Source organism: Clostridium autoethanogenum DSM 10061, from assembly GCF_001484725.1.
GTDB classification, from domain to species: domain Bacteria; phylum Bacillota; class Clostridia; order Clostridiales; family Clostridiaceae; genus Clostridium_B; species Clostridium_B ljungdahlii.
The window spans coordinates 3,953,823-3,975,111 of sequence record NZ_CP012395.1 but is presented as its reverse complement, the minus strand read 5'-3'; the positions used below and the strand labels follow the sequence as shown (position 1 = coordinate 3,975,111).

Here is a 21,289-nt window from a genome sequence, read left to right as displayed (position 1 = left end):
TTCATTAACTTTGTACATACGCCTCCTTACAATTTTTCATATTATAGTTTCTAAAGGATTTTTCTAATTCTTCCAAAGATTTATTACGCGTTTCTGGTACAAATTTATAAGTAAACAATATATCAATAATACCAAATACTACAAATACAATAAATGAACAAGTTAATCCAACTGTCTTCAATAATATAGGATACATAAAACCAACACAAAACGTACCTATCCATAAAAAGAATGTTGCAATTCCCATACCTAAGCCTCTTACTTTTAGTGGGAAAATTTCAGACATCTCCAGCCAGGTTACAGGGCCAATGGTTCCTTGAAAGAAAGCCAAAAAAATCATAGTTAAAGCAATAACTAAGAAAGGAAGTAATGCCGATCCTGTTAACTTAAACGTAACTATAGACAATGCAGCCATTGATAAAGTAGTAGCAGTATATCCTAATAATAACATAGTCCTACGATTAAACCTATTTGCCAAAAATTTCATATAAACCAATGCTGAAATAACAGACACTATTCCATTCCCTATATTGGCAATTAAAGCTGCTTTAACTCCAAATCCAGCCTTTTCTAAAATTGTTGTACCATAATACATAACTATATTTACTCCAGCAATCTGCTGTGCTATACCTATGCCAATGCCAATTAATACAAGACGACGAATCCACGGAATGCCTAAATCCTTAAAAGTTACTTGTTTCAAATTTTCCTCTGTATTTATGTTACTCTGTATTACTTTAAGTTCTTTTTGTGCTTCCATTTCATCACGTATCATTTTTAAAACTTCAAGTGCTTTAGCAGTTCTTCCTTTTGCAGCAAGCCATCTTGGTGTTTCTGGAACAAATAACATTCCAAACCATAAGATAACTGCTGGAATAGTAGCTATTGCTATCATATATCTCCATATTCCAGGATTCCCAGAAATACTTCCTAAAATAGCATTAAATATGTAAGCTAGCAGCTGTCCTAATACAATCATAAACTGATCTTGAGAAACAATACTTCCTCTAATGCTTGAAGGAGCCATTTCTGATAAAAATGTTGGTACAATAGCTGATGCTCCACCTACTGCTAATCCCAGTATAAATCTACAAATAATAATAACTGATGCAGTTGGCGAAAGTGCACATCCTAAAGTTGCAAAGAAAAAAATCAGTGCAAGTGTCCTAAGCAGTTTTCTTCTTCCATATTTGTCAGATAAACGTCCTGTAAACACTGCTCCTAAAGCTGCTCCTAAGGTTAGAGAACTTGTAACAGCACCTTGAGTAACAGCTGTTAAATTCAATTGATCTTTTCTTGACATAAAAGTAAGTGAACCATTTATAACTCCTGTATCATACCCAAATAAAAGTCCTCCGAATGTTGATATAATAGATATTTTTTTCAAAAACCTTGATTTTTGTATATTAGAAGTTTGTACCATTTTAAATCATCTCTCCTATCATTTTTGTAATGGTAATTTATTTGTTATATATTGAGTATCTTTTGATTAAATGTTATCACTTTTCTTATAACTTAGTCAATATTTTCCCATAATATCCTTTTTATTTATTCATAACTAAGTTTATTCTGCTTAACTTACAAATAACATCCTCTCAATTATTTACTTTTAATAATTTTTATATATAATTATATTTAGAATATGAATATATTCCCTGTAAAACTTACTAATGCTGTATAATGTTTTACTATTAACATATTAAATTTAGATTTTTGAAAGGTATGGTATTATGAAATCAAAGAGAATAAATCAGATAGAGGAATATGTATTAAATAAAAATACTGTAACCTTAGATACCTTAACTGATGTTTTTAATGTATCCAAAAACACTATACGTAGAGACATACAGGAACTAATTAAAAGAGGAAACATAAAAAAAGTATATGGAGGTGTTGCATCAAATTCTAAACTATTATCACCATTTAATGAAAATCAAGTAAAAAATACCTATACTAAGGGTTTAATAGCAAAAGCTGCTTCACGTTTCGTTAAAGATGGAGATATAATATTTATAGATTCAGGTACAACGACTTTAAATATGGGAGATTTTTTAAAGGATAAAAATAACCTTACTATAGTAACAAATAACCTAACCTTTATCATGAACTGCTTAAAATATACTAACTTGAACATAATTTCAACTGGAGGAACACTAAATCGAGAAACAAATTCTTTTTCAGGAATAGATTCTTTAAACCTGCTTAAAAATTATAATATAAATAAAGCCTTTATGAATGCCACAGGAATATCCTTAACTAATGGAGTTACAAATTCTTCTCCACTTGAAAGTGAAATAAAAAAAATTGCAGTAAAAAAAAGCAGTGAAGTATTTATACTTGCAGATTATTCAAAATTTGATATTTGTTCTCTAGTAACTTACTGTGATCTAGATGATATAGATTACTTAATAACAGATAAGTTTCCACCTGAAGCGTATAGCCAATTAATTGAAAAAAGTTCTATAGAATTAATTGTCTCAGAACAATTATAAAAATGAAGGAGATATAGGCATGAATAAAAATTATTTAGAAAATTATTCAAAAATAGTTGTAAAATCAGGTCTTAATATACAAGACGACCAAATATTAGTTATAAATTCACCAATAGAATGTGCTGAATTTACTAGATTAATTTCTGAAGTTGCCTACAAAGAAGGTGCACGAGATGTAATAATAAATTGGAGTGATGAACTTTCAACAAAAATTAAATATTTAAATGGAAAGGACGAAATTTTTGATGAGTTTCCAAATTGGAAAAAAGAATTATATACATCTTATGCTAAATCCGGAGCTGCATTCTTAAGTATTTATGCCCAAGATCCAGAACTTATGAAAGATGTAAATCCAAAAAGATTAATGCGAGCAAGCAAAGCCCAAAATATTGCACTTTCTGAATATAGAGAAAGGATTATGACAGATAAAAATTCCTGGTGTGTTGTATCAGTTCCAACTAAATCCTGGGCAAAAAAAGTTTTTGAAGACCTTTCAGAAGAAAAAGCAGTTGAAAAACTGTGGGATACTATCTTTAAGACTGTAAGGGCAGATAAACCAAATCCTATAAATGCATGGGATACCCATAAAGCAAATCTTAAAAAAAGTATGGATTTTCTCAATAAAAATAAATTTAAATATCTCATGTACAAAAATTCACTAGGTACTGATTTAAAAATTGAACTTTCAAAAGATCATATATGGCTTGGTGGCTCATCATCTACACCTGAAGGTGTAGAATTCATGGCAAATATACCTACAGAAGAAGTGTATACTTTCCCATTAAAATGGGGTGTAAACGGAAAAGTTGTAAGTTCAAAACCTTTAAATTACAATGGAAATCTTATAGAAAATTTCTCTTTAACCTTTAAGGATGGGAAAATTATAAGCTTTACCTGTAAAAAAGGTTATGAAACATTAAAAAATCTTATTGAAACAGATGAAGGTTCTCATTACCTTGGTGAAGTTGCATTAGTACCTTTTAATTCACCTATTTCCAATTCAAATATATTATTTTACAACACACTTTTCGATGAGAATGCATCCTGCCATTTAGCTATAGGTGAAGGTTACCCCACCTGTCTAGAAGAGAGTCAAAATATGAGTAAAGAAGATTTAAAAAATGCAGGTATAAATTCTTCTCTAGAGCACGTTGACTTTATGGTTGGTACAGAGGATCTAAATATAACCGGAGTTACAGAAGATGGAAGAGAAATTCCCGTATTTATAAATGGCAATTTTGCATATTAGGCAGTTATTTTTTGAAGTGATTTTAACTTTAGCTGCCAAACTTTATCATGATATTTTTGTGTATGAGTTCAATCATTATTTTGAAACATCAGATATGAATTTTATAGTTTAAAAATAATCGTATACGCAGAAATATTTTTACAATAAACAAGCACATTTAAATGTTTTGCATATAAGGCTTAGTGAAAATTCGTAAAAATCTTAGATTTTTTGAATTGTTTGAGGTACGAGTTTTCAAAAGTTCTTAGATTTTTTAAAATTTTTCACTTAGGCTTATCAAAATATTTAACCGGGCTTGTGTTTGTAAAAAATATTCGGAGTATACGGTTATTTTTGCTTAGGAACTCTATATAAAGTTTGTGTATATCTACTGTTTAACTATTACAGCAGTTCCATGTAAATCGCATATTGGAACTACAAATACATTTTCTTCTCTGCAAAACTGTTGTACCGCCTCTCTTACTCCAGAAAATTGAGTGTTATTATAGTCATGTATGATCATATATCCTCCTACACTCATACGGGGATAAAAAAACTTTAATCCTTCATATATTGGCTGATACAAATCTGCATCTAAGCTAACCACTGCAAAATTTGCGTCTATTCCATGTGCAATATCAGGGAAGTATCCATTTTTAAATATAGCCTGTTCTTTATAAGGCAGCCTACTGGATACCATGTCAATACTGGTATCATTAAATTTCCCAATTTCACTACGGGAAAATTCATTTTTCTTTTCAATTTCTATATCACGCCCATCAAATCCCTCAAAAGTATCAAATAAATATATATTTTTCTTTGGAAATAAAGCGTTTATTTCAGCTGCAAATTTGCCTTGATATACTCCTAATTCTGCTACATCCCCTCGAATATTCCTCTGCTCTACTTCTCTAGCAATCAACTTTAAAACTGCAAGACGAATATCTAACTGCTGTCGATATTCAGTAATACTAATAATACTGCATTTGATTCCTAATGCTTCAATTTGTAATTTTACTTCCTTGCAAGCATCCTTGTTTAAAATTGCTACATAAACATAGTCTGGTTCTGTATCCAAAAGTTGCTGCTCATTAATAACAGGTATATTGTCAATCTTAGTCCCTTGCATTTTTTTATTATTGTCACAATACGCCACAACTTTCATATCTGGACTTAAGAGATTTTTCATCATTTGTCCGCCTTGTCCTACACCCCAAATTACAACCTTTTTCATTGCCATACCTTCTTTTACAAGTCATTTTTAATTTATTACTAGTATTATGCCTTTTAACAATGCAGTTTATCTAATACCTTTTCAATAAATACACCTATAAGTTCTGGATCAAACTGAGTGCCTGCATTAAGCTTTAGTTCCCCTATAGCAACTTCTTCTGGCAAAGCACTTCGATAACTTCTTTCGCTGGTCATAGCATCATAAGAATCTGCTATAGCTATAATCCTCGATTGAAGTGGTATTTCTTTTTCCTTTAGACCCTTTGGATATCCCTTTCCATCCCACCTTTCATGATGAGCCAATACATAGTATGCCATTTCTGACATATCATCTACTGTATTAAGTATTCTATATCCTATTTCCGGATGCCTTTTTATTTCCTGCCATTCTTCATCTGTAAGTTTTCCAGGCTTATTCAGTAGATGTTCCTCTATAGCTACTTTTCCTATGTCATGAAGCAATCCAACAGTTTTCAATTCTCTAATTTCGTGTTCAAGTAAACCAAGAGCCTCACCCATATCCTCGCATAATATTGAAACTCTATGAGAATGTTCTTCTTCTCTTTTATTTTTTTCATGAAGTGCAGTAATTATAGCACTTATGGTTTTTCCTATCATATTTGGCCCTTCAAAAAGCTTTTTTTTGTACATGTAATCTTCAGCTTTTTTGAAAGTTTCTTGAATTTTTACTTCTCTACTTTTCCTAGTTTCATAGCCAAAGGAAATAGATATGTCAATGGCACCTATCTTTTCTTTTGCTGCTATGGATTTAATACGTTTAAGAATTTGTTCTGTTTGAAAAGCATCTGTTTTAGGTAATAAGATTACAAATTCATCCCCTCCCCATCTAGCAACAATGTCTTCTTTTCGGCATCCCTTTTTTATGACTTCTGCCACCTTTTTAAGGAGTTTATCTCCCATAACATGTCCAAGAGAATCATTCACAAGTTTTAAGCCATTTACATCTCCCATAACAATTGTAAGTGGTAAACTTCTTTCCACATCTAGTCTATTTAATTCTGCTTCAAAAAACCTTCTATTATACAAACCTGTTAATTGATCACGGTAACTCAAATATTCCAATTTAAGTTCCATTTCCTTTCTATCTCTAATATCCCTCCATAAAGAATGAAAAACTTTCTTTCCATTAAGAAAAATGGTTGTTAACATAACCTCTACTGGTAATACATTTCCATCGGCCTTCTTATACCACCATTCAAATTTACATTTTCCTTTTTCTATAGTATTTTTACGCATTCTAATAACTTTTTCTCTGGTTATTTCCCCATCTGGCTGCTTTTCAGGATAAAACTCAAGTGGATTCTTACCTAGTATAAATGTCTTTGAATCATATCCTAATGCTTTAATCATGGCTAGATTACAATCAACTATCTTTCCGTCTGAAATTATAAATATAGCATCCGATGAGTTTTCAAAGAGGTTTCTAAAAGTGGCTTCACTTAATTTCAATTCCATTTCGTTTTGTCTTTCATCAGTAACATTTCTCGATATAGCAAGTATTTCTTTTTCATTATTTTTTACCATTCTAATTTCAAAGTGATGTTCCTTATTATGAATCCACACCTTATATTCAAAGCTATCCAATATTCCTTCTTTAAGCACTACCTGCATTTTTTCATAGAGTTTTTCTGACATTCCTTTAGGAAAAATTTCCAAAATATTCTTTCCTATAAAATCTTTTTTCGGCATGAGCACATATTTTTCATCACTTGACATACAATCTATCAAATACCCTTTATCATTGACAACAAATAATGTATCTGGTAATGCCTTAATAATAGCCCTGCTTTTCTCTTCACTTTTACTTAGTTTCTTTTCACTTTTAATGATTTCATCATATTGAAGTCCTAATTTTTTCTTTGAGTCAATCAATTTTTTTACATATGATTTAAGTTCTTCATTAACTAATGATAATTCTTTATAGCTTTCATTAAGTTTCTCTTCTACTAAAGCAACCTTTTTTAAAATATTGCTTATTAATAAATATAAAACAAATGAAGTTACAGCAACATATAGACATCCCTTGTATGTACTTATAGCTAAGAACATGCTGTCGTTACCAGCAAATTTAATTGCAATTCTATCAGAAAAGTAAACCCACGGTAAACTAATCCCTAAAAATATTAAACATATTCTTATACTTTCGTATTTCCACGGCTTATTGTTTTTATTAAAAATTGAGTAGATTTTTTTTCTTATTGATACAAGCATACTATACCCCCATCTGTAATATAATTCTACAATTCCGCTCAATTTATTGACATTAAAACATTATTAGCTTTATATTTTAATATAAAGTGATTCTTAGGTTCAGATGGAGTTTGCTTATAAGGATGGCTTTTCTCCAGCTGAACCTTATTAACAGTATTCTTAGTGTCTTTAGCACTTAGAATACGTTATCCTTTAGGGGAAGAACTTATCCAGGTGCGTAGCAGTGCTTATCCCCCACCTTGATGGAATATGGGGATGTTAGCAATGGTAGCAATCGGATAAATGTGATATATCCTTATATACTGCTTATTTCGATAAAATACAACAAAAATTATTTAACTACATTATATCAAAAAATTAAAAAAGGTGATAACTTTTTTAATTATCACCTTTTCAATTAATTCATCTTATGTTAATCATATAGATTATTATTTAATCAAACATATTCCTAAAATCGTATAGTATTATACTAATAATAACAAACAACTGGAGTACCTTTATCAATATTTTGGTATATTGTACTTGCCAAATAATATGGTGAGTTTACACAACCATGTGAACCATCTGACATATATATACTTCCACCAAATGAACTTCTCCAACTTGCATCGTGAATTCCAATACCTCCATTAAATGGCATCCAATAATCCACTGGTGAACTGTATCCTTCACCTTTTAATGTGGCATGTCTCTCTTTATATTTCACCCAATAAACGCCTTCTGGTGTTGGATGTCCCTGACTTACATTACCTGTAACAACATCCCCTTGTACTACTAGTGAACCATTTTTATAAAACCATAAATGTTGATCGCTCAAATCTACTTCCACATAGGTATTTCCTATATCATTAGCTCCACGAGATGCCGCAGTTTGACTATATGCTGGTTCTTTTTTTACAGTTCCACCTTGTTTAATGTAGGTGATCAAATTTTCTGTTTCCTTAGAGGAATCAATGTCCCAACCATAATCACCGCCGCCAACACTTATTGTTCTTCCTGAAGTTGTAACAAAACTTCTTGTCTTTCCAATTGTATCGTAAGTTTTTGAAAGCTCAAGCATATACTTTTTTATTTTATCTTTGTCAAATTCAACTTCGAAGTTATCATTAACTGTAAGCCAATTATTTATCTTAGAACCATCTACCGTTTCCTTTTTATCTCCAAACGTATAGATAATTTTAGAAGATACATATTTATTAAGAAGATCCCTAATTTGGGTAGTCTTTGGTGATTTTACAGTATACTTTGGATTTACATAACAATTCGTTGCTTCTAAATCCAACGTAGTTTCACCTTTAGATATTGCCTTTACTACATTATTATATAATGCAGTTTTATCTACTTTACTTCCATATACTTCACTTACAATATTATAACCTTTATCTGAGTATTTGAAGCTAGGATTTTTAGGTTCAATTACATTTTTACTATCAAGACAAGAGAGTTTATCTATTTTATCTTCCAATAGCTTATTATCATATGAAACTGCAGCTGTCATTTTAGTATCATTTGTATCTAAGAATGCTATAATCCATTTATAATTACCTTGCTTATCCTTAAGTTTCCTAAATTCATTATCTGAACTATACTTTAACTTAATGTCAGATCCACTAATTTGTTCGCTTTTACTACCTCGCTCTTTTAAATTTAACTTATATGATTTTATCTGAGACGTCAATTCCGTATTTAATTGCTCCGCAGTTTTACCTGAAACATTCACACCATTAATTTCAGATCCAAAATAAAAATGCTTCGTGAAGTACGCTGCCATCCCAAAATATATAATAAGTAAAATGCAAATAGAAATGATAGTACCTTTGATAATTTTATTACGCCTATTTTTTCCCTCCTTCTCATTTTCCTTTTCTGCATCATTTTCCATAATACCCATCCCTTCTATAATTACAATAAAAATTTAAAAATTAAGGCTTTATAGTCTTTAATATTAATTAACTTATATAGATAAAGGCCACATTATATTTTGTGTAATAAAACTGATATTTAAAACAATTATTATTTGATAAAACTGAAAAAATAAATAAACTAAAAGAACGGATATTAACTATTTATTCAGCTCAAAATTATATAGCAACTTCTAACATTATAGTTAATTCAAATAAAAAGTTATATTATCATGTACACATTTTAATTATAATACACAATAAAAATATATCACCTTTTAGTACCCAAAACAACAACCACCTGCAAGTCATTAAGTATCACTTAATACTTACAGGCAGCTTGTATGGTAGGGGTGACGAATTGTCTTTAAAATCCGCCACTTAAGTATGTATCAAAATTATTAATACACATCATTTCTACAACACATCTCAGGAAAACTTCTCTTCTTTATTTTACATTATTCCAATTTTTGTGTCTACCTTTTATTTAAAAGCAATATCCTAAGCATAACACTGTAATTTTACAGCATTATGCTTAGGTTTACAAATCCATTTATTTAACAAATAATACAATTTTTATTGATGATCTACTGATTAAAATAATTATTTGCTAGATTCATCAATTATATCAAATTTATTCTTCACCTAAGTACTCCTCCAGCACTATATTCTTACCATATATTTCTTTTGCTGCTTTTACTCCAACATATCGTATGTGCCAGGACTCATAATTATAACCTGTTATAGCTTCTTTTTCTTTTGGATATCTCATAATAAATCCGAATCTATAGGCATTAGCCTTTAACCACTTTCCCTCTCTTGTTTGTCCAAAATCTACTGTTAACATGCCTTTGAAACCAGCTTCATTTGTAACATCTATCGCAAGACCTGTTTGATGTTCACTTGTACCAGAATGTGCTACATATTCATCAGCTTGCTTTTTGCCTACCCGTCGAACTCTCTCATCATATACTTGTTTTTGCGATTTGTAAGATCTATATGCCGATACACCATATAAATTCATATCCTTTTTATGAGCATACTTGAATAAATTTTCCAACTGCTCAGCTGCTTCACCTTGCATCATCTTTTCTTCATGAGATGCACTTGGTGAAAATTCCACATTGAGCATTGTTAAATTTTCAGGTATATAACTTGATGATAGAGGATGATTTTTATTTGCTAAAATTAAAAATTCATTTGAATTTTGATTATTTGAGTATACATGATTACTTTTAGCTTGATTTAAATTACATACTGAATAAATTATTACTGCAACTATCAACAATAGTGGTGCTATAACTAACTTTTTCAATTTATATGCCTCCACAACTTTTGATTATTTTGTTAACTCTACTATGTAAGACACATCTTATACCAAAAAGGTTCAATTAAAAATGCTATAATTAATTTAAAAATTGATTTTTATCATCCTATTAAAAAATATTATAAGCATAATACTAAACTACTTCAGTATTATGCTTATTCTTATCAAGTGATTCTTAGGTTCAGATGGAGTTTGCTTCTAAGGATGATTTTCTCCATCTGAATTTTATTAACAGTATTCTTAGTGCCTTTAGCACTCAATCATCTTGTTTATTTAATAGAATCTGCAATTTTTATTAATTCAGTTTTTCCAAATGCTCCTCTACCTGATAAACTATAAAGTACCCCATTATTTTCCCAGTCCATGTTTCTGTTATCAAACAATATTGCGTCTTTTCCATTAACTTTTACTTTTTCCATTTTTCCATCTGTTCCATCTTCATACTTAGTTTTTTTACTAGCAAATCTTTGATTCATGGAAATATACTTTCCTGTTTTTGCATTAGTAAAATATAAATCAATATATTCTTTACTTACGCTTCCATCGTTATCTTTATAGAATTCTGCCCTATCAAATTTATAACCTTCTGGCAAATAGGAAGGCAGCTTAACATCAAAACAAGTATATTTATTTAAGCTGCTAGAATTTTTAACTATTAACATATTGTTCTGAATTTTTTCATCTTCAGCTTTTGCCTCACTTACTGTTACTATCTTTCCATTTAAAATTGTAGCAATTTCTTCACCTGATTTTGTATATAATTTTCCAGTATTTTTTGTAACTACTGTTACAGGATTTTTATTTTTATCAAAAATTTTTCCTTTTAAATCGGTTGGAATTACCACTTGCGAAGGTTCTTGTATTTGTTCCGCTGTTATATGACCAAGAGATATTCTATTTATTACTTTTTCTGCTAAACCTTTAGCAAAAGAAGTCTGGGTAAACACACCGCCTACTACTAAAAATACTGCTGCTGCAGCGACTGTCTTTTTTATTCTATTTGATTTTTTCATAATATTATCTCCGTTATACTCATTTATATTTTTTAATGTTTTATTAAAAACAGCTTCTTTATTACTATTCTCACTAAAATCTTTATTTGCTAAAGTTTTACCGATTTCTAAAAGTTCATTGAATTCTTCACTGTTTGATTCATCAACATTTTGTATTCCATTAAGATAAGCATCCATATTCACAGAAAATTTATCCTCAATATTTTTTTTGTTCATATTTATACCTCTCTTTCCAATTCTTTTTTTAACTTTTTCATTGTCCTATAGAGTATTACCCCCACATTACTTTCTGTAATGCCAATAATTTCTGCAATTTCTTTATTTTTTAAATTTGCTCCAAATTTAAATGCTATAATATTTCGTTCTTTTATATTTAAAATATTTAGCGCTTTTAAAAGTTCATCATTAGTCTCTGATTTTACAAATACATCTTCCGGATTCTTTTCCGTAGATATTACCTTTTGCAATTTATCCATAGAAAGCACTTTATGCTTTTTTAATCTTCTGAAATAATCATTTATCACGTTTCTTGCTATAGCGAAAAGCCATACTTCAAAAGGAGATTTATCTTCACTATACGTGTTGATTTTAATCATTGCTTTTTCAAATATTTCACTTGCCAAGTCTTCTGCTTCTTCATTACAATTAATCCGGTAATATACATAGTTGTAAATTCTCTTATAGTAGATTTCAAAAATATAAGTAAAATCTTTATCTCTAGATTTTTTTTCATCTAAAGCATTAATTAGTGTAGTTTGTTCCATATATTTTAAAACCACCCCTTTCTCTGATTTTTTTACCTAGCTAAGTAATTCATCATATGTTAATACGTATAAACCCTACTTTCATTACACATATTTAAAAAAATTTCTAAAACAACTTGTAATATATAAATTATCTACGTAAAAAAAGTAAGCTCTTTCGAACTTACTTCTTTTATATATGATATATTTTAACTACTTTTGTGGATTTTCAACTTTTCCCATAAATACTATTACTCCTGTTTTACAATCTCTTATTGCAAAAACAAAAGGTCTGTCAATAGTAAAATCAACATTCTTGTATTCTGGCGGCATTGATGAACCAATCATGTCCAAAGCAGTTACTGCTGCTGCTGCTGTTCCCTTTTCATCTACATTGATAGAAGTTTTGTGTGTAATTTTACTTATAAATAGCGGCTTTTGCTGTGAAATTCCACTAAAATCAGCTTTATTTACATCAAAAGCTGTAACTATGCCTAACTTCTTAAGTATATCAACCATGTTGTCTTCTTCATATTCCAGCTTGAATTTAGGTATTTTCATGGTGACTCTTGCGTCATAGAAGTCATTCATCCATTTGTCCATATTACTTTTACTAAAGCTTGATACAAAATTGTTTATATCTACTCCCTTATCCGGTAAAAACAAATCCATTTCTAACCCATCATAGTATGGAATTTTCACAGCTGCAAAATTATCTTCTTTTAAATAACTACTTACACGTGTATCTTCCATATTATCTACTTTTATTTTTTGACCGCTAGATAAATTAAATTCTTCTGGTTTTGTATTATCTTTAGGGAATTCATCTAACCAGGTTCCTTTAAAGTTTACAGAATTGATCAAAATTGCCACATCATCTGCATTAATATTATCTATTATCTTTTTTACTTGTCCATCTGTACTTTTATCTACCCAATTATTGATAATATCTACTGAATTATTATCTTTGAAGTCTAACGTGCTTACTTCTGAATTATAATATTTTCGTGAAGTATCAGCAAATTGCTTATTTAAAATTGTGTCTTTATCAACCCATATGGAATCCGCCGTTTTTAGCTTTGTTGATTTTAAATTATTGTAATAATCCAATAAACTATAGTATTGTTCATTTATAGTTCTATCGTCTGCATTACTTAACCCTATAGACTTTAATATTTCATTTTTAGTCTGTCCTTCTGCACCATTTTGTGTCTCAGCTAATATGGTTCCTATGCTTAACGGCGATATTATTATATTTTTATCCTTGTCCTTACTTGTCAATTGCTTCATTAAATCAAATGCAAACTTATTATTTGATACACTTACTAAACTATCTTTATCTATATCTATTGTTTTAATGCCATTAACCGTAAATTTCATAGTAATTGGCTGCTTAAGGTTACTCGTAGATGAACCTGTTTTAGTATAAAATTTCAAGTCTTTAGAAACATTCAAATAATAGGTTTCTCCTGTCTTATATCCATCCTCAGGAGGATATATTAAAATACTGTTACCATAGTTTGCTTCATCCATTCTCACATTAATTATCTTACCCGTTGAATCTGTTACAGTAATAGCCTTGTCCAAAGATGGCCAATCAACTAACAAACCCTGCTTAAAAGTTAATTTCCACACTTTTTCTGTACTAACATCCTTTTGTTCTGTCCATTGTTTTATATTTTCCGATGCATCACTAGCTTTTACCTTTTGCATATAATATCCAGAGCCTGCGGATACAAGTATAATTGAAACTAAAACAGGTATAACTAGTTTCAATTTGAACATATAAAATCCCCCCCAATTAAAAACCAGTTCAAGTTATCAATCTTATATAAATAATATTAAATTACACCTACTATTATATCACTTCTAATTATACTGTCATCTAATTATCTGCTCCTTTTAATTGTCGCATAAATTCTTTATACTTTGAAACAATGCTTTATTTGAATTTATTATATTTTCATTTCCGCTTACACACAGATTATTTTGCTTCATGATGCCATCCATCATAGGTGCATAATTTCGTATATCATCTGCTGTAGTTGAAAGAATTTCATCACGATACTTTTGAACATCTTCCTGTGTTATACCCATAATATACATATCATCAGCTTCAGAAGCTTTACCTTCAGGATCACTCAGCGTATCTATATACTTTAATGATGCTAAAATATATTTTTTACATAATTAAGATTTTTTATAACTTCATCAGATTGCTTATCAAAATTTTTGCTGTTCCCTAGATTCATCGAGAATACTAATTACATTTGCAATAAATTTCCCTTTATCATATTTTCCCCATACAGATATTTTTGTACCAGAGGATAACTTACTTATATTCTCAGTAGGAATTTTACTGTAGGTAACAGTTAAACTATATCCTTTTAAAAATTTTTTCCTTAAAACACCTTTTTCCAAATAAACCTTAGTAGATTTACTTAACATTACTTCAACATTCTCTTCATTAGTATTTTTAGTATAATTAGAACTTACTGCAGTACTTCCGTTTTTATTATTTCTAATAATTTTGTCTACAGTAACTAAATCACCACTACTATTCACCAATTTTCCAAATATATCAGCCTTACCTTTTGGAACATTTTTTCCACCAATAACTTGTTCATGCAATTTACTAATTCCTAAGTATGTCCCAAATTGATCTACAGCAACAATACCTCCACCAATAAAGAATATAAAGGTCATTATTATTATGCTCACATAAAAAGTATTTCTTTTTGGTATCAGCTTATTGATGTATTTATATAAAACATATCCTATAATTCCTCCAATAGTATTTAAAATAATATCATCAATATCACTACTTCCAACACCTAAAATATACTGAGAAATTTCAAAAAATAAACTAAAACAAGCTGTAGATATTAATACATTACTAAACTTTGAATATTTTTCATTTAAAGAAGGTACAAAATAACCAAGTGGTATAAATATAATTATATTGCCAAAAGTATTAGATACAGCACTCATATATCCCATTGTCCTACTATTAACAAGATCTTGAATAACTGTTTTAAACGGAATTAAATTAATTGACCTCATTTTTCCATAACTTCCACTGAATAATTGACTTATTGAAAGATATCTAAATATTAAGACTTTAAACAAAGCAGCAATATATGCTATAAATAAAATCCATATTACAGCCTTTAATAACCTAGTTTTATCAAATTTAATCTTCATCTTTCTTCTCCTTTTATTTTAAAATATCAACTTTTGTTTTTCTTAAGTACTTTTTAGTACAGTATCCTTCAATATATACGACACATGCTGCACCTAAAAGGTTCAATTTACAAATTTTTTAGTTAAACTAAATGCTCAATTCAAAAGGGTTAGTTTAATATGTATTAAACTAACCCTTTTGAACTATGTTTATCTATGCAATTCTATTTTAATTTTCTTAACTTTACAACGATTCTGTTTTCTTAATACCATTTATATAATTTAATACATATTTTCCAACATCTTCAATAATATTTTTAACGTCATTGCTATATAATCCATAGTGCATTTCAAGTCCTACCTTTTCACTCTTAACTAATCCTGCGTCTTTTAAAATTCTCAAATGCTGAGACAAATTTGCCTGACTATATTCAAACTTCTCATTTAATTTACACACACATTTAGGTCCATCACATAAAAACTTCATTATTTTAAATCTTACTGGATGGCCCAATGCCTTAAACACTTTTACTGCTAAATCGTCTTGATTCAAAATTTCTCCTCCTTATCCACCTAACATCTTCTATTGATATTTATCTTTTTTCACACTAAACTATAAAGAATAATTCCTTTTAATTAAATACTAATATACTTTATATAGTATAGGTTATTTTTATTAAAATTTCAATGTTAACTGTAAAAGCTCCTATGGAAGATCTTATTCTTTAGTTAATGGTATCTTCTATAGGAGCTTTCCGTTTTAGTATAGAAAATGTATAGATTCTTATTCTCATGTTTCGCTGCTATACAAATTCTAATAAATCCTTTAAACTTTTTAGTTTTTCTTTATATTGTTCTTCTTCTAGAACATCACACTGATTTAGTGTTTTTACTCCTGTTAATAACTTTGATGCAAAAGCAATGCAAGTAATTTCTCCACATTTTTTACAATTTTTTTGGGTAAATATGAATAAATCTTAAAAGCCCATGTTTTTTTCTCATTTCATAATTTGGTTCTATACTATTCTTATTATCATATGTTTCATTTATTAAATCTTTTACAAAATCCATTATAGAATATGCATCGGTTTCATTAATTGCTTTTGCAACAGTCATATCATTAGCGTAAATATTTATTAGTCTGCTATCTTTCTTAAATGTAAAGCTAGGCATATTACTATTGTAACTTCCACTTTTCACAACTGAATTTAGATATGGCATTATGTTGGAAACATCTGATGAAAACTCTGCTTTAAATCTTATTTTTTTGCTTTCAGCTACGCAGGGTTGTATAAATAAAAGTTTTATATTATTTAGATACACTTCATCACTATCCTTTCCATTTTATTTTAATCATATCCAATAAGTTATGTATAATTTAACAAACTACATATACTTATTTTGTATTTTATTTAAAGCTTCTACAAGAGTATCTATGTGTTCTTTTTCATTAAATTTTCTTAAAATTTGATATATTGTATTTTTTTATAAACTTTCAGCATTCTTATAGATTTTTTTTATTTCATTATTTCAAGTTTTATTGGATGTCCAATCATCTTAAATATTTTTATCATTAAATCATCTTGATTAAAATTTCAATGTTGACTATAAAAATTTGTAGTAGTATTATACTTATATAACTATTTAATTAAATTATTATTGTATGTAATAAGGAAGACTAGAAATAAACCAATATTAGGGAGGATTTTATTATGGAAGAAAGGCAATTACCAGGTTTTATTATGTGTGTATGCACTGGAAAGTGCCCAGGCTTTAAGGCAATGGATATCTGGGATTTTATTAATCAAGTTAGAATAGAATTACCTGTACAATATGGATTTATCCATCCACAACTTTGTGAAGAAGATGGTGATAGATTTCTTGCTGATTTTTTAAACTCTCATAGGAAATTAATAATTGGTGCCTGTGCTCCAAATATGCAAAGAAAGATGTTTAAACAAGCTTTTAAAGATGCAGGCCTTGATATTGAAAAGGATGCAGTTATGCTGGACATAAGAGACATGACTAATGAAAAAGCCTTTGGAATAGTTGAAAAGTCTTTAAAAGAATTAGGTATTGAGGAGGAATAAGTTATGAGTGAATCAACTTTTATGGGAGTTCCAAGGGAAAAAATAGATTGGAGCCCTAGAATAGATTATGATAAATGCAATTACTGCATGGAATGTGTAAAATTTTGTCCTCACAACGTTTATGAAGTTATAGAAAATAACGATAAAAAACTTATTGTAAAAAATCCTAATAACTGCGTTGTCTTCTGTCGTGCTTGTGGTAAAACCTGTGGTGTTGATGCACTAACTTTTCCTAATAAGGGAAAAACGACAAAAAAGATAAAAGAAATACGAAAGGAGATGTAAGGTGATGAGTAAATCTTATGCCATTCTCCCTTGTAATGGTCTTGATAAATGTGCTGGATGTATTGCAAAAGAATTAGCTATAAAACTTACAGAAATTACAGATAGCCAAATTATATGTCCTGTTTTATACAGAACAGTTGATGCAATATACAATAAGATAGTTGAAGAAAAACCTCTTCTTGTAATTGATGGCTGCGGTACAAGGTGTGCCAGTAAAATTGCCTCCGAAAAGAGCTTAAAAGTTGATCAAAAAATTAATATAAGCGATGAAGCAAAATCAAATAACATCGCTATTGAAAATAATCTGAGACTTGGCAAAGATGAACTTAAACTTGTAGACATTATCGCAAATAAACTTACAAAAGAAAAAGAAAAAGTTAAAAAAGCTAGTTCTACTGTATTTCCTCAAACCTTTGAATATGAAATTTATAAAAAAGATAAATTTACATTCAAAGTTCCAAAAGAAGGTTTTTTGTTTAACGAAAATGATTGTTGGGTATATGTTGTAGGTAATAGAGCAAGAATAGGTGTTGCTGATTATGTCCAACATAGTCTATCGGATATAATATTCTTCGAACCTCCTAAAACAGGCAGTGAAATAGAACAATTTGGCGAAGCAGGTACCATAGAATCAGGAAAAGCTGTTTTTGAAGTAGTATGTCCTGTAAGCGGTACAATTACAGCAATAAATGAAAATTTAATTGAATCCCCTGAACTAATAAATGAAAGTCCTTATGAAAAAGGCTGGATTGCGGAAATAGAATTAAGTGATTTTGAAAGTGATAAAGATCTTCTTTATGATTTTGATAAATATTTTGAAGTATTAAAAAGAAAGGTAGATGAATTTCATGTCTAAAGTAAAAGTTATTCCATGTAGTGGTATAGGTAAGGTTTTGGGCCTTATGGCAAGAGAAACTGCTCTAAAGATTACAAACGAGTTAAAAACTGATGAAACTGAAATCCTTTGTCTTGGCCATATAGTAACAGGTGATGCTGATGCTAAAGAAAAAATAGAGGGCCATTCCTGTATAACTATAGATGGGTGTCCAAGACTTTGCTCTGCTAAAAATGTATCTCTAGCCGGAGGAATAGTAAAGGCTAAGTATAGAACTGTTGATGAAATGAGAAACCACAAAGGTGTAGATGCTGGTACTGCCACAGCGCTGACAGAGGATGGTTGGAAAATAATTGATGAGTTATCCGAAAAAGTTTGTACAAAAGTTGATGAAATATTAAAGGAGGATGAATAACATGTCAGATTCAAAAATTGGAGTATTATCCTGTAGTGGTGAAGAATGTTTGGGAGGTACGATTGCAAGATTAGCTACTAGGAAAATGTTAGAAAAACTCCGTAAGGATAAAACTGTTACTCTATGCCTGCCTTTATATCTTGCTGGTGGAGAAGAAGAAAGATCTTTTGCAAAGGATTATCCTGTAATTACTGTAGATGGATGCAACAAATGCTGTGCTAAAAGAGCAACAGAAAAGTACAGCGGAAAAGTAAGTGATACTGTAATTGTTTCTGATGTATTAGGCGAAGATGCTGCTTTAAGTAAAATTGTTTCTTCTAAAGATTTAAAAAAAGAACACTACCAAATGGTTGACAAGGTTGCAGATGAGATATGTCAGAAGTTTGATAAAATAACGCCGGAGATTGAAAAATGAAAGTGATTTCAACAAAGGTAACAATGTTCTTTAATTTTTAAATCTGAGACTCGTCATTATTTTAATATATTTATCGTTAAATTTGCTGTATCAACTAATCTCTTATAGCAAGTTTAATGATATCTTTTTTTAATAGCTTGATTTCTAATTATTATATTTTTTTATAATAATACCTTATGTAGTTTATAATGTTATAATTATATCATGATTATAACATTATATTGGGAGTGTGAACGGTGTGATAATAAGTGAGGAAATGAAACCTATAATCAAAAAAATCACTGAATTAGATGGTTATAAGTGTCATGGGTTAATAAATTATAAAAAGGGAGTTTCTGCTTTAAATGAAGATTCAGATCCTACTAATCAAAGTAACTTTTTCCCGCAGCAATGTACTGCTATAATTAATACTTTATTTTCATCTTTGAAAAACTTGAATGGAGGCACTCCAAACAAGCTTATAGTTGAATCATCAAATATGACTATGTTGATTGCTATAGTAAATGATACTTATTTCTGTGGGATTGGCCTTGAGCCAAACATTGACTACCAAAAGGCATCACTTGCTTTAGAATCTTTGAGGAAAGCAATAAAATTACAATATTAATATGATGACATATTAAAACAAGTAAGCTGCTAAAAATAAACCATATATCGGTCAATTTTTTAGCAGCTTTTTAGTAAATTAAAAGATATCTCAAAATGCAGCACCTGCCATTGCATTTAACCATGATAAAATTGCACCTTTAATCCATCCAAATATACCGGCATTATCAAAAGTAATTATAAATACTGCGAAAGGAGCCGCATAGTCTTCAATATTTATTTTTCTTGTTTTAAACCAAAATACTTTCTTCCCCACAATAAAGCTACATTAACAAGTCCAATCATAACAGGTACTTCAATTAATGGCCCTATAACAGCAGTAAAAGCTTCCTGGGACTGAATGCCAAAAACTGCTACTGCTACTGCAATTGCCAGCTCAAAATTATTACTTGCAGCTGTAAATGACAAACTAACTGTTTTATGATAGTCTATTTTTGATTTATAACTTATAAAGAAAGATGCAGAGAACATAATTATGAAGTATATAATCAGAGGGACAGCAATTCTTACAACATCCATTGGAAGCTCAATAATGTATTTTCCTTTAAACATAAACATTATAACTATAGTAAATAATAATGCTATTAGTGCTAAAGGACTTATCTTAGGTACAAAAGTTTTAGTATACCATTCTGTCCCTTTCCTAGGTTCCAAAAGCAGCCTTGTAAGCATACCTCCAATAAAGGGAATACCTAAATAAATTGCTACGGAAGAAGCTACTTCACCCATAGATACATGAACCTGCATGCCCTGTAGTCCTATTGCCTTTGGCAGCACAGTAATAAATATATAAGCAAATATAGAATAAAATACTACCTGAAATATAGAATTAAATGCAACTAGTGCTGCTGCATATTCGCTGTCACCATCTGCAAGACTGTTCCATACAATTACCATAGCAATACATCTTGCAAGTCCTATGAGAATTAGTCCTACCATAAAATGCGGATAATTTCTAAGAAATATAACTGCTAGAGTAAACATTAAAATAGGTCCTATAATCCAGTTTTGTACTAATGAAAGAGTTAACACTTTTGGATTACGAAAAACCTTTCCAAGTTCCTTATAGTTAACTTTAGCAAGTGGTGGATACATCATAACTATAAGGCCTATAGCTATAGGAATAGATGTTGTTCCAACTGATAAATTTGACAGTGTACTAGATAAACCCGGCAAAGCCCATCCTAAAAATATTCCTAGGGCCATTGCTATAAAAATCCACAATGTTAAATAACGATCAAGCAATGATAATCTTGATGATTGATTACTCACAATAATTCCTCCTAAATTT

Annotated in this window: 22 protein-coding genes and 1 pseudogene; 8 read left to right on the top strand and 15 right to left on the bottom strand. The window is 29.7% G+C overall.

Annotation, left to right across the window (positions count from 1 at the left end; all coding sequences use genetic code 11):
- Nucleotides 1-4: 4 nt before the first annotated feature.
- On the bottom strand, nt 5-1,423 hold the full coding sequence (locus tag CLAU_RS18040; RefSeq protein ID WP_023163328.1) for a sugar porter family MFS transporter: 1,419 nt from the start codon (nt 1,421-1,423) through the stop codon (nt 5-7).
- 307 nt (nt 1,424-1,730) lie between these two features.
- On the opposite strand from CLAU_RS18040, the gene CLAU_RS18035 reads away from it, so the two are divergent.
- Together CLAU_RS18035 and CLAU_RS18030 are read left to right on the top strand one after the other, a co-directional pair.
- Nucleotides 1,731-2,492, top strand: coding sequence for a DeoR/GlpR family DNA-binding transcription regulator (locus CLAU_RS18035; RefSeq protein WP_023163327.1), 762 nt, complete (start codon nt 1,731-1,733; stop codon nt 2,490-2,492).
- 19 nt (nt 2,493-2,511) lie between these two features.
- Nucleotides 2,512-3,741 (top strand): aminopeptidase, encoded by a 1,230-nt coding sequence (locus tag CLAU_RS18030; protein ID WP_023163326.1) that lies wholly within the window; start codon nt 2,512-2,514, stop codon nt 3,739-3,741.
- 367 nt (nt 3,742-4,108) lie between these two features.
- On the opposite strand, the gene CLAU_RS18025 is transcribed toward CLAU_RS18030, so the two are convergent.
- The 12 genes from CLAU_RS18025 to CLAU_RS17975 form a co-directional block, all read right to left on the bottom strand.
- Nucleotides 4,109-4,954 (bottom strand): TylF/MycF/NovP-related O-methyltransferase, encoded by an 846-nt coding sequence (locus CLAU_RS18025; protein ID WP_023163325.1) that lies wholly within the window; start codon nt 4,952-4,954, stop codon nt 4,109-4,111.
- A 53-nt stretch (nt 4,955-5,007) separates the two neighbouring features.
- Nucleotides 5,008-7,185: an HD domain-containing phosphohydrolase gene (locus CLAU_RS18020; RefSeq protein WP_023163324.1), complete on the bottom strand. Its 2,178-nt coding sequence runs from the start codon at nt 7,183-7,185 to the stop codon at nt 5,008-5,010.
- A 469-nt stretch (nt 7,186-7,654) separates the two neighbouring features.
- Nucleotides 7,655-9,067, bottom strand: a complete 1,413-nt coding sequence (locus CLAU_RS18015; protein ID WP_023163323.1) for a L,D-transpeptidase family protein — start codon at nt 9,065-9,067, stop codon at nt 7,655-7,657.
- Nucleotides 9,068-9,720: 653 nt separating this feature from the next.
- Entirely contained in the window at nt 9,721-10,401 is a 681-nt protein-coding gene (locus CLAU_RS18010) for a M15 family metallopeptidase (RefSeq protein WP_023163322.1), read from the bottom strand.
- A gap of 281 nt (nt 10,402-10,682) precedes the next feature.
- Nucleotides 10,683-11,642, bottom strand: a complete 960-nt coding sequence (locus tag CLAU_RS18005; protein WP_023163321.1) for a DUF4367 domain-containing protein — start codon at nt 11,640-11,642, stop codon at nt 10,683-10,685.
- 2 nt (nt 11,643-11,644) lie between these two features.
- Complete coding sequence (locus CLAU_RS18000; protein WP_023163320.1) at nt 11,645-12,190, bottom strand: sigma-70 family RNA polymerase sigma factor; 546 nt, start codon at nt 12,188-12,190, stop codon at nt 11,645-11,647.
- 192 nt (nt 12,191-12,382) lie between these two features.
- A complete protein-coding gene (locus CLAU_RS17995; protein ID WP_023163319.1) occupies nt 12,383-13,954 on the bottom strand; it encodes a serpin family protein in 1,572 nt (523 codons plus the stop codon).
- Between the two features lie 117 nt (nt 13,955-14,071).
- Nucleotides 14,072-14,275 carry a hypothetical protein gene (locus tag CLAU_RS17990; RefSeq protein ID WP_023163318.1) on the bottom strand — a complete coding sequence of 68 codons (204 nt, stop codon included), beginning with the start codon at nt 14,273-14,275 and terminating at the stop codon, nt 14,072-14,074.
- A gap of 117 nt (nt 14,276-14,392) precedes the next feature.
- Nucleotides 14,393-15,373, bottom strand: a complete 981-nt coding sequence (locus CLAU_RS17985) for a VanZ family protein (protein WP_023163317.1) — start codon at nt 15,371-15,373, stop codon at nt 14,393-14,395.
- A gap of 223 nt (nt 15,374-15,596) precedes the next feature.
- Nucleotides 15,597-15,905 (bottom strand): ArsR/SmtB family transcription factor, encoded by a 309-nt coding sequence (locus CLAU_RS17980; protein WP_023163316.1) that lies wholly within the window; start codon nt 15,903-15,905, stop codon nt 15,597-15,599.
- A 250-nt stretch (nt 15,906-16,155) separates the two neighbouring features.
- Nucleotides 16,156-16,275 carry a hypothetical protein gene (locus CLAU_RS21520; RefSeq protein WP_420806602.1) on the bottom strand — a complete coding sequence of 40 codons (120 nt, stop codon included), beginning with the start codon at nt 16,273-16,275 and terminating at the stop codon, nt 16,156-16,158.
- Between the two features lie 22 nt (nt 16,276-16,297).
- A complete protein-coding gene (locus CLAU_RS17975; protein WP_023163315.1) occupies nt 16,298-16,675 on the bottom strand; it encodes a hypothetical protein in 378 nt (125 codons plus the stop codon).
- Between the two features lie 389 nt (nt 16,676-17,064).
- Between CLAU_RS17975 and CLAU_RS17970 the strand changes: the two genes are divergently transcribed.
- The 6 genes from CLAU_RS17970 (at nt 17,065) to CLAU_RS17945 (ending at nt 19,999) form a co-directional block, all read left to right on the top strand.
- On the top strand, nt 17,065-17,442 hold the full coding sequence (locus CLAU_RS17970; RefSeq protein WP_023163314.1) for a hypothetical protein: 378 nt from the start codon (nt 17,065-17,067) through the stop codon (nt 17,440-17,442).
- Between the two features lie 3 nt (nt 17,443-17,445).
- On the top strand, nt 17,446-17,727 hold the full coding sequence (locus tag CLAU_RS17965) for a 4Fe-4S dicluster domain-containing protein (protein WP_023163313.1): 282 nt from the start codon (nt 17,446-17,448) through the stop codon (nt 17,725-17,727).
- A gap of 4 nt (nt 17,728-17,731) precedes the next feature.
- Nucleotides 17,732-18,583: a putative zinc-binding protein gene (locus CLAU_RS17960; protein WP_023163312.1), complete on the top strand. Its 852-nt coding sequence runs from the start codon at nt 17,732-17,734 to the stop codon at nt 18,581-18,583.
- Nucleotides 18,576-18,977 carry a putative zinc-binding protein gene (locus CLAU_RS17955; protein WP_023163311.1) on the top strand — a complete coding sequence of 134 codons (402 nt, stop codon included), beginning with the start codon at nt 18,576-18,578 and terminating at the stop codon, nt 18,975-18,977. The genes CLAU_RS17960 and CLAU_RS17955 overlap by 8 nt, the downstream gene beginning before the upstream one ends.
- A 1-nt stretch (nt 18,978) precedes the next feature.
- Complete coding sequence (locus CLAU_RS17950; RefSeq protein WP_023163310.1) at nt 18,979-19,392, top strand: putative zinc-binding protein; 414 nt, start codon at nt 18,979-18,981, stop codon at nt 19,390-19,392.
- 238 nt (nt 19,393-19,630) lie between these two features.
- Nucleotides 19,631-19,999, top strand: coding sequence for a hypothetical protein (locus CLAU_RS17945; RefSeq protein ID WP_023163309.1), 369 nt, complete (start codon nt 19,631-19,633; stop codon nt 19,997-19,999).
- 96 nt (nt 20,000-20,095) lie between these two features.
- On the opposite strand, the pseudogene CLAU_RS21475 reads toward CLAU_RS17945, so the two are convergent.
- A pseudogene (locus tag CLAU_RS21475) lies at nt 20,096-20,197 on the bottom strand (TVP38/TMEM64 family protein); the annotation flags it as partial.
- Nucleotides 20,198-20,214: 17 nt separating this feature from the next.
- The gene (arsB, locus tag CLAU_RS17940) at nt 20,215-21,270 is read right to left on the bottom strand and encodes an ACR3 family arsenite efflux transporter (RefSeq protein WP_023163308.1); all 1,056 of its coding nucleotides are present in this window, start codon (nt 21,268-21,270) and stop codon (nt 20,215-20,217) included.
- Nucleotides 21,271-21,289: the final 19 nt, after the last annotated feature.

Excerpts from the sequence above, each read along its gene's own strand:
- CLAU_RS17985 (WP_023163317.1), bottom strand. The coding sequence starts at position 15,373 with ATGAAGATTAAATTTGATAAAACTAGGTTATTAAAGGCTGTAATATGG.
- CLAU_RS17970 (WP_023163314.1), top strand. The coding sequence starts at position 17,065 with ATGGAAGAAAGGCAATTACCAGGTTTTATTATGTGTGTATGCACTGGA.
- CLAU_RS18015 (WP_023163323.1), bottom strand. The coding sequence starts at position 9,067 with ATGGAAAATGATGCAGAAAAGGAAAATGAGAAGGAGGGAAAAAATAGG.
- CLAU_RS17955 (WP_023163311.1), top strand. The coding sequence starts at position 18,576 with ATGTCTAAAGTAAAAGTTATTCCATGTAGTGGTATAGGTAAGGTTTTG.
- CLAU_RS17950 (WP_023163310.1), top strand. The coding sequence starts at position 18,979 with ATGTCAGATTCAAAAATTGGAGTATTATCCTGTAGTGGTGAAGAATGT.
- CLAU_RS18035 (WP_023163327.1), top strand. The coding sequence starts at position 1,731 with ATGAAATCAAAGAGAATAAATCAGATAGAGGAATATGTATTAAATAAA.
- CLAU_RS18020 (WP_023163324.1), bottom strand. The coding sequence starts at position 7,185 with ATGCTTGTATCAATAAGAAAAAAAATCTACTCAATTTTTAATAAAAAC.
- CLAU_RS17965 (WP_023163313.1), top strand. The coding sequence starts at position 17,446 with ATGAGTGAATCAACTTTTATGGGAGTTCCAAGGGAAAAAATAGATTGG.
- CLAU_RS18030 (WP_023163326.1), top strand. The coding sequence starts at position 2,512 with ATGAATAAAAATTATTTAGAAAATTATTCAAAAATAGTTGTAAAATCA.
- CLAU_RS18040 (WP_023163328.1), bottom strand. The coding sequence starts at position 1,423 with ATGGTACAAACTTCTAATATACAAAAATCAAGGTTTTTGAAAAAAATA.
- CLAU_RS17960 (WP_023163312.1), top strand. The coding sequence starts at position 17,732 with ATGAGTAAATCTTATGCCATTCTCCCTTGTAATGGTCTTGATAAATGT.
- CLAU_RS18005 (WP_023163321.1), bottom strand. The coding sequence starts at position 11,642 with ATGAACAAAAAAAATATTGAGGATAAATTTTCTGTGAATATGGATGCT.
- CLAU_RS18025 (WP_023163325.1), bottom strand. The coding sequence starts at position 4,954 with ATGAAAAAGGTTGTAATTTGGGGTGTAGGACAAGGCGGACAAATGATG.
- CLAU_RS17995 (WP_023163319.1), bottom strand. The coding sequence starts at position 13,954 with ATGTTCAAATTGAAACTAGTTATACCTGTTTTAGTTTCAATTATACTT.
- CLAU_RS18000 (WP_023163320.1), bottom strand. The coding sequence starts at position 12,190 with ATGGAACAAACTACACTAATTAATGCTTTAGATGAAAAAAAATCTAGA.
- CLAU_RS17990 (WP_023163318.1), bottom strand. The coding sequence starts at position 14,275 with ATGTATATTATGGGTATAACACAGGAAGATGTTCAAAAGTATCGTGAT.